Source organism: Lysinibacillus sphaericus OT4b.31 (genome assembly GCF_000392615.1).
GTDB lineage: Bacteria > Bacillota > Bacilli > Bacillales_A > Planococcaceae > Lysinibacillus > Lysinibacillus sphaericus_B.
Genome location: NZ_KB933398.1, coordinates 2,301,749 through 2,313,881 on the forward strand (window position 1 = coordinate 2,301,749; position 12,133 = coordinate 2,313,881).

13 protein-coding genes are annotated in these 12,133 nt (G+C 41.5%); 11 read left to right on the plus strand and 2 right to left on the minus strand.

Annotated elements, in window-relative coordinates:
• Window positions 1-4: 4 nt before the first annotated feature.
• From H131_RS10455 to H131_RS10480, 6 genes are all read left to right on the plus strand, one after another.
• Window positions 5-1,033, plus strand: a complete 1,029-nt coding sequence (locus H131_RS10455) for an ABC transporter ATP-binding protein (RefSeq protein WP_010859101.1) — start codon at window positions 5-7, stop codon at window positions 1,031-1,033.
• Window positions 1,008-1,985 carry an ABC transporter ATP-binding protein gene (locus H131_RS10460; RefSeq protein ID WP_010859102.1) on the plus strand — a complete coding sequence of 326 codons (978 nt, stop codon included), beginning with the start codon at window positions 1,008-1,010 and terminating at the stop codon, window positions 1,983-1,985. The genes H131_RS10455 and H131_RS10460 overlap by 26 nt, the downstream gene beginning before the upstream one ends.
• A 99-nt stretch (window positions 1,986-2,084) precedes the next feature.
• Window positions 2,085-3,050 carry a P1 family peptidase gene (locus H131_RS10465; RefSeq protein WP_010859103.1) on the plus strand — a complete coding sequence of 322 codons (966 nt, stop codon included), beginning with the start codon at window positions 2,085-2,087 and terminating at the stop codon, window positions 3,048-3,050.
• Between the two features lie 20 nt (window positions 3,051-3,070).
• Entirely contained in the window at window positions 3,071-4,624 is a 1,554-nt protein-coding gene (locus H131_RS10470; protein ID WP_010859104.1) for an ABC transporter substrate-binding protein, read from the plus strand.
• A gap of 16 nt (window positions 4,625-4,640) precedes the next feature.
• Complete coding sequence (locus H131_RS10475) at window positions 4,641-5,582, plus strand: ABC transporter permease (protein ID WP_036130091.1); 942 nt, start codon at window positions 4,641-4,643, stop codon at window positions 5,580-5,582.
• A gap of 12 nt (window positions 5,583-5,594) precedes the next feature.
• Entirely contained in the window at window positions 5,595-6,422 is an 828-nt protein-coding gene (locus H131_RS10480) for an ABC transporter permease (protein ID WP_010859106.1), read from the plus strand.
• Here the strand turns inward: H131_RS10480 and H131_RS10485 are convergent.
• On the minus strand, window positions 6,411-8,048 hold the full coding sequence (locus H131_RS10485) for a PucR family transcriptional regulator (protein WP_010859107.1): 1,638 nt from the start codon (window positions 8,046-8,048) through the stop codon (window positions 6,411-6,413). The genes H131_RS10480 and H131_RS10485 overlap by 12 nt on opposite strands.
• A gap of 152 nt (window positions 8,049-8,200) precedes the next feature.
• Here H131_RS10485 and H131_RS10490 point away from each other — a divergent pair, with 152 nt between their 5' ends.
• On the plus strand, window positions 8,201-9,559 hold the full coding sequence (locus H131_RS10490) for an aspartate aminotransferase family protein (protein ID WP_010859108.1): 1,359 nt from the start codon (window positions 8,201-8,203) through the stop codon (window positions 9,557-9,559).
• 45 nt (window positions 9,560-9,604) lie between these two features.
• Here H131_RS10490 and H131_RS10495 read toward each other — a convergent pair whose 3' ends face one another.
• Window positions 9,605-10,057, minus strand: a complete 453-nt coding sequence (locus tag H131_RS10495; RefSeq protein WP_010859109.1) for a MarR family winged helix-turn-helix transcriptional regulator — start codon at window positions 10,055-10,057, stop codon at window positions 9,605-9,607.
• A 159-nt stretch (window positions 10,058-10,216) separates the two neighbouring features.
• Here H131_RS10495 and H131_RS10500 point away from each other — a divergent pair, with 159 nt between their 5' ends.
• The 4 genes from H131_RS10500 to H131_RS10515 all read left to right on the plus strand — a co-directional run bounded on the left by H131_RS10500 (window position 10,217) and on the right by H131_RS10515 (window position 12,083).
• Entirely contained in the window at window positions 10,217-10,480 is a 264-nt protein-coding gene (locus H131_RS10500; RefSeq protein WP_010859110.1) for a methyl-accepting chemotaxis domain-containing protein, read from the plus strand.
• 37 nt (window positions 10,481-10,517) lie between these two features.
• Complete coding sequence (locus H131_RS10505; RefSeq protein WP_010859111.1) at window positions 10,518-10,958, plus strand: GNAT family N-acetyltransferase; 441 nt, start codon at window positions 10,518-10,520, stop codon at window positions 10,956-10,958.
• Window positions 10,959-10,965: 7 nt separating this feature from the next.
• Window positions 10,966-11,592, plus strand: coding sequence for a YczE/YyaS/YitT family protein (locus H131_RS10510; protein WP_036130094.1), 627 nt, complete (start codon window positions 10,966-10,968; stop codon window positions 11,590-11,592).
• Window positions 11,593-11,780: 188 nt separating this feature from the next.
• Window positions 11,781-12,083: a hypothetical protein gene (locus H131_RS10515; protein WP_155242402.1), complete on the plus strand. Its 303-nt coding sequence runs from the start codon at window positions 11,781-11,783 to the stop codon at window positions 12,081-12,083.
• Window positions 12,084-12,133 lie beyond the last annotated feature (50 nt).

The following is a 12,133-nucleotide window of genomic DNA, read 5'->3' on the forward strand; positions in this document are numbered from 1 at the left end:
GCGTGTGGAACGAGCACAAGAGCAGCAAGTGCTGTTAGAAGTGAAGCATTTAAAAATACAATTTCACTTAAAAAATGGCAAACAGGCAAAAGTAGTCGATGATGTTAGTTTTTCTATTCGCAAAGGTGAAACCGTGGCACTTGTAGGTGAATCTGGCAGTGGAAAAAGCATTACATCCTTGTCGATTATGCGCTTGCTTCCGATACCTCCTGGAGAAATCACAGCAGGCACTATTAAACTGAATGGCAAAAATCTATTAGATTATAAAAGTAAAGAGATGAGTCATATAAGAGGTAATGAAATTACTATGATTTTCCAAGAGCCGATGACATCGTTGGATCCTGTTTTTACGATTGGCAATCAGATAATTGAAGCCATTCGTCGGCATCAAAAGGTGTCCAAAAAAGAAGCATGGGAGCAATCGCTAAAGCTCCTACAAGAAGTGGGCATTGCCAACGCAGAAAAAATTATTGCTGAATATCCCCATCAGCTATCAGGAGGCATGCGGCAACGTGTCATGATTGCGATGGCGATGTCCAATAACCCTCAGTTACTAATTGCCGATGAGCCGACAACGGCATTGGATGTAACGGTGCAAGCACAAATTCTAAAGCTCATGATGAAAATGAAGAAAGAGCATCATTCCGCTATTTTGTTTATCACACATGATATGAGTGTTGTGGCAGAAACAGCCGATCGGGTCATGGTGATGTATGCAGGGCAAATCGTTGAAGAGGCACCGGTACGAGAGTTATTTCTAAATCCGAAGCATCCTTATACAAGTGCCTTATTAAAAACGATGCCAAGTCTTGAGACAGATGCAAAAAGATTACCTTCTATTCCAGGCACTGTGCCACCAGCTTATGCACTGCCAGATGGCTGTCGCTTTGCACCACGTTGTCCGTTTATGATGGCGAAATGCCAGCATATGCAGCCAGAAGTTTCTTATATCCAAGATGAGCATAAAGTACGCTGTCATTTATTCACAGAGAAAGGGGAGCTTGCGCATGACGGAGAAAGAAGTCTTACTTGAAATCAATCATTTAAAAGCTTACTTTCCTGTGAAACGAAAGTCGATGAAGGAAGAGAAAAAAGTCGTTAAAGCTGTTGACGATATTTCTATTGAAATCTTTCGTGGGGAGACCCTTGGTATTGTAGGGGAATCAGGGTCGGGCAAATCGACGTTTGGGCGCACGATTTTGCAACTTGTTGAACCGACAGCGGGCGAAATTTTGTATAAAGGGCAACCAATTCAGCATTTGAAGGGACGTAAATTGCAAAAATATCGCAATCAAATGCAAATGATTTTTCAGGACCCATTTGCCTCCCTAAATCCTCGCATGCGTATTGGCACCATTATTGAAGAACCGATGGCATTACAATTGTCGTTCACAAAAGAGCAACGGAAAGAACGAGTCAAGGAGCTTTTACAAAAGGTTGGTTTACCAGAAGATGCGATGCAAAAATTTCCACATGAATTCTCAGGTGGACAACGGCAACGTATCGGTATTGCGCGTGCACTGGCCATTAATCCAGAATTTATCATTGCGGACGAGCCCGTATCAGCACTCGATGTATCCGTGCAATCACAGGTCTTGAACTTGATGATGGACTTGCAAGATGAATTCCATTTGACGTATTTATTTATTTCACATGATTTAAGTGTCGTCAAGCACATTAGTGATCGTGTAGCAGTCTTGTACTTAGGGCGAGTGGTGGAAATTGGCACGAAAAAGGAGTTATACGCGCAGCCACTCCATCCGTATACGCAGGCATTATTATCTGCGATTCCTGTTGTGAATTTTGATGAGCCGAAACAGGTCATTCCATTGCAGGGCGAGCTACCGAGTCCCATGAATCCACCTGTTGGTTGTGTCTTCCATACGCGGTGTCCATTTGTGATGGAAAAATGTCAGCAGAAGCGCCCCACACTGCAAGACATAAATGAGCAGCAACGAGTAGCTTGCTTTTTATATGATAAATAAACTGAATTTTCAATATTCATTAGAGGAAAGCACTCATTGCTATCGATGATGAGATGGAAGAAGTCGTGGCATAAATTGATAAAAAACGAGGTGTTGACGATGTTTGGCAATATTACCGATGTGCCTGGTGTGAAAGTAGGACATGCAGAAAATAGGGAAGGCATCACAGGTTGCACTGCCATCCTTGTGGAAAATGGTGCAGTATGTGGGGTCGATGTACGAGGCTCTGCACCGGGCACACGTGAAACAGATGCGCTCGACCCGATAAATGAAATCGAGCTTGTACACGGTATTTGCTTATCGGGTGGCAGTGCATTTGGCTTAGATGCAGCAACAGGGGTTATGCACTATTTGGAAGAGCAAGGGGTTGGCGTTGACGCGGGTATCGTGAAAATTCCGATTGTACCAAGTGCAGTGCTGTTCGATTTATTTATAGGTGATTCACATACAAGACCAACAGCGCAAATGGGCTATGAGGCGGCAAAAAATGCGGTCGTTGGTGCTTTTGCGAACGGCAATACAGGAGCAGGCTATGGTGCAACGGTTGGCAAACTCGCAGGCCCACAATTTTGCATGAAAGGTGGGTTAGGCAGTACTTCTACGACTGGACAAGATGGTCTTGTTGTTGGCGCAATAGTAGCTGTTAATGCGGTCGGGGACGTTAAGGATCCGAATACAAGAGAAATCCTTGTCGGAGCACGTAATGCTGAAACAGCACAATGGATTGATAGTTGCGCTTATTTAGAACAGCATGCCCAATCACAAGCATTAGCTGGAATGAATACGACGATTGGCGTCATTGCCGTGAACGCAAAATTAACAAAAGCGCAAGCCAAAAAAATAGCACAGCTCACACAAAATGCACTGGCACGGACGATTTACCCTGTTCACACAATGCTGGATGGCGATACGATTTTCGTGCTAGGCACAGGCGACAAAACGTATCCGGTTGACTACATTGGGCACTTAGCGACACAGGTCATGGAAGAGGCTATTGTGGTTGGGGTAAAAGCCGCTGATAAATTGGGGGATGTTGAAAGCTATGTAAGTATACAAAGCACATAAGGCAAAGGGGGAGAAAAGGGATGAAGCAGACAAAGAATTGGATGTTCCTAATGTTGACAGTAATTGTAGGTCTAATCATGACTGCCTGTTCGAGTGATGAGGGGAAGGACGCAAGCCAAGGTACTACAGATGGATCGCTGGCAGATGTACCGCAAGCCATCGTGGTACGTGTAAATGATGACCCCGACTTTTTAGATCCACATAAAGCGACAGCATCAATTTCTTACCAAATGATTCTCAATATTTTTGAAGGGCTCATGGCGCCAGAAACGGATGGTTCGTTAAAGGAAGGCCTAGCGGAAAGCTATGAAATTTCCGAGGATGGATTAACCTATACATTTAAAATCCGTCCAGGTGTGAAATTCCACAATGGTGAGGATGTTACGGTGGAAGATATTCAATACTCATTTGATCGTTTAATGGGCAAGAATGGTGGCGAGAAAATGTCGAATAACTTCGATAATGTTGCGTCTACTGAAGCACCAGATGCTAGCACTTTTGTCATCACATTAAAAGAACCGAATTCAAACTTCTTATATTCATTAACAGCACGACAATCGGCAATTGTTCCGAAAAGCAATGATGGTAAACATAATGAAAACCCAATCGGCACAGGGCCATTCGCGTACGTGAAATATTCTCCAGGAACCAATTTGGAGTTAACAAAAAATGAAAACTACTGGAAAGAAGGCCTACCTTATTTAGATAAAGTAACGTTTGCTTTCCAATCAGACGATCAAGCAGCAATCATGAGCCTAATGGCCAACGAAGTTGACTTAACAAGTGTACCTTGGCAACGAGTAGGTGAAGTGGAGGGTAGCCATACTTTATCACATCAAAATAATAACTCATCGTTAATCGTGACATTTAATGAAACAAAAGCACCATTTGATAATGTCAAAGTACGTCAAGCCATGAACTATGCTATTAGCAAATCAGATATTATTGACTCCGTGTTTGCAGGTTACGCAGTACCGCTTGGCTCAAATATGAGTCCAGCGATGGGTGACTTCCAAAAAACGGGCTTAGAAAAAATGTATGCACAAGACGTGGAAAAAGCAAAAGCTTTACTAGCAGAGGCTGGCTATCCTGACGGCTTCAAAACAAAAATTACCGTTTCGTCGCACAATGATATGTATTCAAATATAGCGCAAATCGTTGTGGCTAATTTAAAGGAAATAGGTGTAGATGTGGAAATTGAGGTCGTGGAGTGGGGTATTTGGCTTGATCGAGTGTACTTTGGCCGCGATTATCAAATGACGACGATAGATTTAACGGGTCGTGCGTCAGCCTATGAAATTTTAAATGATTATATTTCAACGAATGACGGCGAAAACTTCTTCCTGTTTAGAAATGATGAGTATGACCAAATTATGACGGATGTCCTGAAAGAAACAGATCAGGCGAAACAGATTGCCTACTACCAACGTGCACAAGAAATCTTAGCTGAGCAAGCAGCGGCAGTTTATATCGCGGATTATCAAATCGTTTGGGGCTCAGATAAGCAAGTAACTGGTTTGAAGAGTTATCCATTCTGGTTCCATGATATGTCTGAGGTCAAGTTCTCTAACTAGAAAGGGATGAGCGCAAATGATGTATATAATACGTCGATTCATCCTGTTAATAACAACCATCCTTCTAGTGTCGATGATTACTTTTGGTGTTTTTCAAATTTTACCTGGTGATCCCGTTCGAACGATGTTAGGGACAGAAGCGGATCCCACACAAATTGAAAATTTGCGGTCTGAACTTGGCTTGGACCGCCCTCTTTATGAACAATATGGTGATTGGATGAAGGGATTATTGACAGGGGAATTAGGTAATTCAATTCGTTTCTCGATGCCTGTAAAAGATTTATTGTTTGATAGACTTCCTGTAACGATGTCGCTAGCGGGTCTCACCCTCATTATTGTATTAACCGTGTCGCTGCCGTTAGGACTGTTTGCGGCACGCAGACAAAATAAGTTAAGTGATGTGTCGTTATCGACTGTGACGCAAATTGGCATGGCCGTACCTTCTTTTTGGCTAGGGATGATGCTCATTTTATATGTGGGGATGCAATTTAGCTTTTTCAAAATTAGTGGCTATATTTCATGGTCACAAAGTGTATCTGGTGCGCTAAGTACGCTCATTCTACCGGCGTTAACGATAGCCATTCCACAGATTGCAGTCAATTTCCGCTACGTACGAACAGCGATTTTAGAGCAAATACAGCTCGATTATGTGCGTACGATACGGAGTAAGGGGATGTCAGAGCGCAATGTGATGTATAAGCACGTCTTGAAAAATTCCATGATTCCGATTTTGACGGTATTTGGACTGATTATGGCAGAGGTTGTTGCTGGGACAATCATCGTAGAACAAGTATTTTCATTGCCAGGCATTGGTCAGCTGCTGATCACAGCCATCAGTAACCGTGACTTCCCATTAGTACAGGGAATTGTAATGTATATTACAGTTGCCGTAGTCGTTATTAATTTTATTGTTGATATTTTATATTCCGTATTAGATCCAAGAATTCGATTGCGATGAGAGGTGGATACGATGAAAAATAGTCAGAGATACACGAAAAATATTAACATAATCATTGGTCTACTTGTTATCGTCGGATTCTTCTTGGCCATGCTTGTCAGTTTCTTTTATACGCCACATGATGTGAATTCGATGAATATCCCTGATAAATTGCGTGGTCCAAGTAGTACGTATTTTTTTGGTACAGATGAATTTGGCCGTGATATTTTTAGTCGCATTATGCAAGGTACGCAAACAGCCTTTGCGGTGGGGATACTAACGGTGCTAATTGGTACGACATTTGGCATTTTAATTGGTGGCATAGCAGGTTATGTAGGGGGCTGGATTGATGAGATTTTTATGCGTCTCATGGATGCGTTAATGGCTTTCCCGGGCATTATTTTAGCACTCATGCTTGTGGCGATTTTTGGTCCAGGTATCGTCAACACGGCCATTGCGCTAGGGATTATTGCGATACCGTCCATTGCCAGAATTTCGCGTAGTGGCTTTGTCCAGCATCGCGATGCAGAATATGTGCTAGCCGCAAAATTGATTGGCGTGAAGCCGTATAACATTATGTTCCGCCATATTTTACCGAATATCTCCTCACAAATTATTGTAGCGGCTACTGTAACTTTTGCGACGGCGATGCTAGCTGAGGCGGCCCTTAGTTATTTAGGGCTTGGCGTCCAACCACCAAACCCAAGCTGGGGACGTATGCTAAAGGATTCGCAAGCGTATTTAGTGAAAGCACCGTGGTACACTTTTGCGCCAGGGGGAGCTATCACTATATTAGTACTAGGGTTGTATATGTTAAGTAATGCCTTACGCGATTATATGGACCCTCGTTCAAAATCGTAGGAAATCGGGCGCTGTTTTATTTAATAATTCGTACGCCTTCATGGCCATTTCTAAATTGAGCCGATACGGAGCTTGTAAAAAGTCAGCGCCTAAAATACTTTCGAGCCGCTCAATACGTTTATATAAGGTTTGGCGCACGATAAATAATTGTTCCGCGGTATCATTTTTAGCCCCATTACAGGCTAAATAGACACCAAGCGTTTGATAAAGGTCATGACCATTTTTTTGATCGATCAGCAGTATTTCCTGTAAATAATCTTTCACATATTGTAATAGGGTAGCGTTATCTTGCTGTAATAATAGTCGATACACGCCTAAATCCTTAAAGTAAATAGAGGAAGTAAGCTGATTATGTTGCATTTGAATGACAGACTTTGCTTCCTTATAGCCTTGCGGTACAGATTCAATCGTCTGATAGACATGGCTAATACCGAAAGTGATGGCTAGTTGATTGAAGGGCTGTGGTGCTTTTCGAGAAACAATTTGTTGCATCGCTTGATTAAAGCTTTCCTGATTTTCCTTGACATCGTCAGCCGCAATGAAAAACGCAAGGATGATTATTTCGTGCTGACGTACAGAAACGGTCGGGAAAAAACCTAGCTTTTTTAAAATGGAACGAACATACATGGCATTATGTAACTGAACTTCTTGCCAGTTCTCCTCTGAAACGAAGTGGGCTTGATAATGAATATTTAGCACGACTACACGATGAAATAAGTTGCGACTTTCAATCGGTAGATAGCTTTGATAATGCTGAATATCAACAGGTTGACCTTGAATGAGGGCTAAGATAAATTCATCTTCTCGACTTTGTTGACGTTCCTGGAGCATGCGATTGCGCATTAAAATATGCGCAATGGACATCGTCGCACGTTCAAGGTTTAACAGCGTATAATTACTTGGCTTTGGTTGCTTTGTATGCATGCATAAATAACCCCAAACTTGTCCAAGTCCATTGACAGGAATCATGACGAAATGGTCACTTTGAATCGTTAGGAAATGGAGCGGCTCCTGGACATCCTGCTGCTGGCAATGTTCTTCAATGAAGCGTAAATGTTTCTTTGCCTCCACTGGATAATAAAAGCTTTTCGTATCTTCCGAGACAAATAAAAAATGGGCATCGGTATCTTGATGGAGCACCTGTAAAATTTTTAAAATACCATTGGGCATTAACGACAACTCCATAAACGTTTTTGATATGGTATCCAGCTGTGTTAACGCTTGTTGATGTTGATTAATGATGTACGTATGTAAATCTTGCGTAATATCAATAAAGCGGACAATCTTGTCAAAAATAATGATAGGAAAATGATGTTCATCTGCCAAGGCAACAAGCTCCTCGGGCACATGGTCAAAATAGTCACCAATTTCAATACAAAGGGCGGCTGCCTCATTGCGAATCAAGTTTTGTAAATAGGCGACTTGTGTTTCGCGTTCTAATTGTAAACCGACACCAGTCGTTAAAATCAGCTCACCACCATTTATTAACGTATCAAAATCTTTAATTTCTAAAATATGTGTCCATAGTACTTGGCGATTTACGCCTTGGTGGCCCGCGATGAGCTTGGCTGCTTCAAAATGCTTTCGCTTTAATACATCTTGCACGAGTAAAGGATATTTCGTCATAAATAAGCACCTGCCCTTCAAATATAGACAATAATACTTTATTATGTGAGAAAAATCAGAAAATTTCAATGCATAAAAACTATCATCATAGGTCAAGGCATGTTAAAGGGGAAATGGCTAGACAATGTTTATAACGAACGGAGGTTTTATATATGGAGCGCAACGACAATTTGACCAATACATTACAGCAAAAAGACCGTGAAAACGTTTGGCATCATATCTCGATGTATAACGAAAAAGCCCCACCAATGATAGTAGAACACGGTGAAGGTGCATGGATAACGGATAGTGCGGGCAATCGTTTTTTAGATGGCATGTCGGGGTTATGGGCTGTCAATGTCGGCTACGGGCGAGAGCGACTAGCACAAGTAGCGTATGAGCAAATGAAAAAATTGTGCTATGTACCGATGACACAAAGCCATCAACCTGCCATCGCGCTAGCGGAAAAAATGAATCAATTGTTAGAAGATGACTATATGATTTTTTACTCCAATAGTGGTTCTGATGCAAATGAGGTTGCTTTCAAAATGGCACGTCAATACCACAATCAAAATGGTGAAGGGGCGCGCTTTAAAATTATCTCACGCTATCGTGCGTATCATGGGAGCTCCCTTGGGGCATTAGCGGCGACAGGGCAGGCACTGCGAAAGTACAAATATGAACCATTAGCGCCAGGCTTTTTGCATGTGGCACCTCCAGATAATTATCGACGACCTAAGGGGCAATCGATTGAGCTCTATAATCTAGAACGTGCACGAGAAATCGAAGAAAAAATTATTTGGGAGCAAAAAGAAACGATTGCGGCTGTTATTATGGAGCCGATTATTACAGGTGGTGGCGTACTGATTCCACATCCTTCCTATGTCAAGGAAGTAGAACGGATTTGTCAGAAGTATGGTGTGCTTCTGATTATTGATGAGGTAATCTGCGGTTTTGGTCGAACAGGTCGGCTGTTTGGACATCAGCATTTTGCTATTAAACCAGATATCATCACGATGGCCAAAGGGTTAACAAGTGCCTATTTACCATTATCTATTACCGCTGTACGAAAAGATATTTATGAAAAATTTAAGGATACGGATGGCTATAGTCATTTCCGACATGTCAATACATTCGGTGGGAACCCGGCAGCCTGTGCTGTCGCCCTCGAAAATATTAAAATTCTAGAAGAAGAAAAGCTAGTACAGCGTTCAAAGGATTTAGGCGAACAACTTTTACATGACTTGCAAGACTTATTGGAGCTGCCGTTTGTAGGGGATATTCGTGGCTTAGGATTCCTTGTGGGTATTGAGCTCGTAGAAGATAAGCTAACCCTAGAGCCAGCAAAATCTGAACGGCTAGCAAAAATTATCGCAGATTGTAAAGCTAACGGACTGGTTATTGGCAAAAATGGGGATACGGTAGAGGGCTTCAACAATATACTGACATTAAGCCCACCACTGTGCTGTACGGATGAGGATTTAGAATTCATTAGCGCAGTACTGAAAAAAGTATTTGCCGCAAATGCATAAGTAAAAGGCGATTCCCAGTGTTTATCTACACAAGGAGTCGCCTTGTTAATAGTATCGTTTATGCCCTTTTTTTACATAGTCCCAATCGACTTCAATGTTTTGGCGGACGCGTCCTAATAAATGATGAATGCAGTCGATTTCCTCATCTGAAAAACCATCCAATGCCCGTGCATTCGAATAATCGCCCTCACGTTTTAAAAATGGATATAACGATAAGCTTTTCGCAGTCGGAAAGAGATGCTTGTTTTTCTTATTATGTGCATCAAAGCGCTTCTCAACAAAACCCTTAGTGACAAGCTTTTGAATAGCTCGAGAAGCGGTGGTACGATCCACTTTTAAAAGTTCTGCCACCTTTTCTTGAATGATGCCAGGGTTTTCACAAATGCGAATGACATATAAATACTGTCCTTTTGTTAAATCTAGTTCTTTAAACTCAATATTACTTATGGAATCAAGTGCCCGCGCAATCGCTCCAATATCCCGTAAAATCTCCTTCATCATTATCCTCCTGAAATTTTTGTTGTATTTGCAATAAAAAACGTTCTATACTATATAGTATCATCGATCAAGAAAAATTTCACTGACTATCAAAAGGGTGGGCACTCTATCAGTGCAGTAGCCGATTCTATCAGTGCAGTGGGAGGCGCTATCAAAGAAGTGCTGATTTTTATCGACGAAGTTATTGAATTTATCGACGAAATTCCGAGTTTTATCGACGATATTGCAAGGTTTATCAGCGAAGTGACGGGTTCTATCGGCGATATTGCAAGGTTTATCGGCGAATTGAAGAGTTTTATCAGCGATATTGCAGATTCTATCAGCGGAGTGACCAGTTCTATCCACGAAATAGCTGATTCTATCGACGAAGTAATCAATTCTTTATCCACGCAAAAGTTTTACAGACGAATTGACAAAATTTAAGGGTTATCTTTAGCAAAGAAAGCTAGGAGGAATATAAATGAATGCAAAAGTAATTACTACAGAGGTGGATTTACAAACGGCATTTGCCATTCGTAGAAAAGTATTTATAGAAGAACAACAAGTTCCAGAGCCCGAAGAATATGATGAATTTGACACACTCGATGCTGCCTGTAAACATATTCTTGTATACATCGATGGCCAGCCAGTTGGCACAGGACGTTTGCGGGTTGTAGACGGCTACGGCAAGCTTGAACGCATCTGTATTTTGCAAGCATTCCGCAAATACGGGCTGGGTAAGGTCATCGTTCAAAAATTAGAGGATATGACCCTGGCAAAAGGCTTAACAAAATCGAAACTAAATGCCCAAGTATATGCAGAGGGCTTTTATGAAAAATTTGGCTATAAGCGTTCAGGTGAGGAATTTATGGATGGAGGCATTCCACACATTTTAATGAAAAAGCAATTTAGCGAGGCGTAGAATTCAATTGTCAAGAAAATGGAAGTATACGCTGTATGTGAGTGGCTTAGGCATTTTAACGCTCGGTGTATGTTTCACGATGCAGTCCAATCTGGGTACATCGCCGTTTGATGCTTTATTAGTCGGTTTGACGAAAAATATTGGCTTAACAGTAGGTAGCTGGGAAATCATTACGTCATTTATCATCATTTTTTGTAATAATTTACTTGCGCGTAAACGACCAGAATTTTTAGGGTTATTAACCGCTTTCGTGACAGGCGTATGTATTGATACTTGGCTATTTTTGCTTGGTGATGTTCTACATCCGACTCATTTCGTGAGCAAAGTAATGTGTCAGGCAATTGGATTAGTCATTATCGGACTGGGGTCGGCCATCTACTTGCAAGCCAAATTCGCACCCAACCCAATCGACTTTTCAATGCTGGTTATTCGTGACCTAACGGGTAAAAGTATCATGTTTTCCAAAACACTTATCTATATCCTATTCTTAGCGTTAGCCTTTGTTTTTGGCGGTCCGATAGGTGTCGGGACTGTGCTAACCGTCTTTTTAGGCGGTCCCATCCTAAATTACTTTATGCCGCTAATCGAGAACATGCTAGTAAATGCGCAGCAACCACATTATCGTCATTCTTAATAATACACATCCAACAAGCAGTCTGTGAAAAATTCACAGACTGTTTTTATCTAATGACGCTTCAATATAATATCTATAGTTTGAGAAATACCCGCGGAAGGAGCTGAAATCCGCGAACTGAATCTGGATACCCGTGGAAGCAGAAGAAATACCCGCGAACAGAGGCTAGACCCCGCTCTTTGGATGAAGTGCAGAAAATTGAAATTTATTTAGCCTATACACAAGATGGGCCAAAACAGCTAGCTGAAATACAAGAGAAGCAGGACATAGACAATTTCCTGGAAATCTTAAATACAAGTGAAGAGAACCTTTCATTTCATTCAAATACAACAAATGGTGATCCTATCAATTATGAGGTTGTTTTATATACAGGTGAACGGATTGCTTATCAATACGGCGTGCAATTTGACGGAACTACATATTATTGGCACCCATGGGAAACAGCTATTATAGCAGAAAACATAAGCCAATTTATTTCCAAAACGCCTTGATTCTTCATGAAATAGTCCTAAAAAGACAGCTCCCTAATACTCTTTATTAA

Excerpts from the sequence above, each read along its gene's own strand:
- H131_RS10460 (WP_010859102.1), top strand. The coding sequence starts at position 1,008 with ATGACGGAGAAAGAAGTCTTACTTGAAATCAATCATTTAAAAGCTTAC.
- H131_RS10485 (WP_010859107.1), bottom strand. The coding sequence starts at position 8,048 with ATGACGAAATATCCTTTACTCGTGCAAGATGTATTAAAGCGAAAGCAT.
- H131_RS10470 (WP_010859104.1), top strand. The coding sequence starts at position 3,071 with ATGAAGCAGACAAAGAATTGGATGTTCCTAATGTTGACAGTAATTGTA.
- H131_RS10505 (WP_010859111.1), top strand. The coding sequence starts at position 10,518 with ATGAATGCAAAAGTAATTACTACAGAGGTGGATTTACAAACGGCATTT.
- H131_RS10480 (WP_010859106.1), top strand. The coding sequence starts at position 5,595 with ATGAAAAATAGTCAGAGATACACGAAAAATATTAACATAATCATTGGT.
- H131_RS10495 (WP_010859109.1), bottom strand. The coding sequence starts at position 10,057 with ATGAAGGAGATTTTACGGGATATTGGAGCGATTGCGCGGGCACTTGAT.
- H131_RS10475 (WP_036130091.1), top strand. The coding sequence starts at position 4,641 with ATGATGTATATAATACGTCGATTCATCCTGTTAATAACAACCATCCTT.
- H131_RS10465 (WP_010859103.1), top strand. The coding sequence starts at position 2,085 with ATGTTTGGCAATATTACCGATGTGCCTGGTGTGAAAGTAGGACATGCA.
- H131_RS10490 (WP_010859108.1), top strand. The coding sequence starts at position 8,201 with ATGGAGCGCAACGACAATTTGACCAATACATTACAGCAAAAAGACCGT.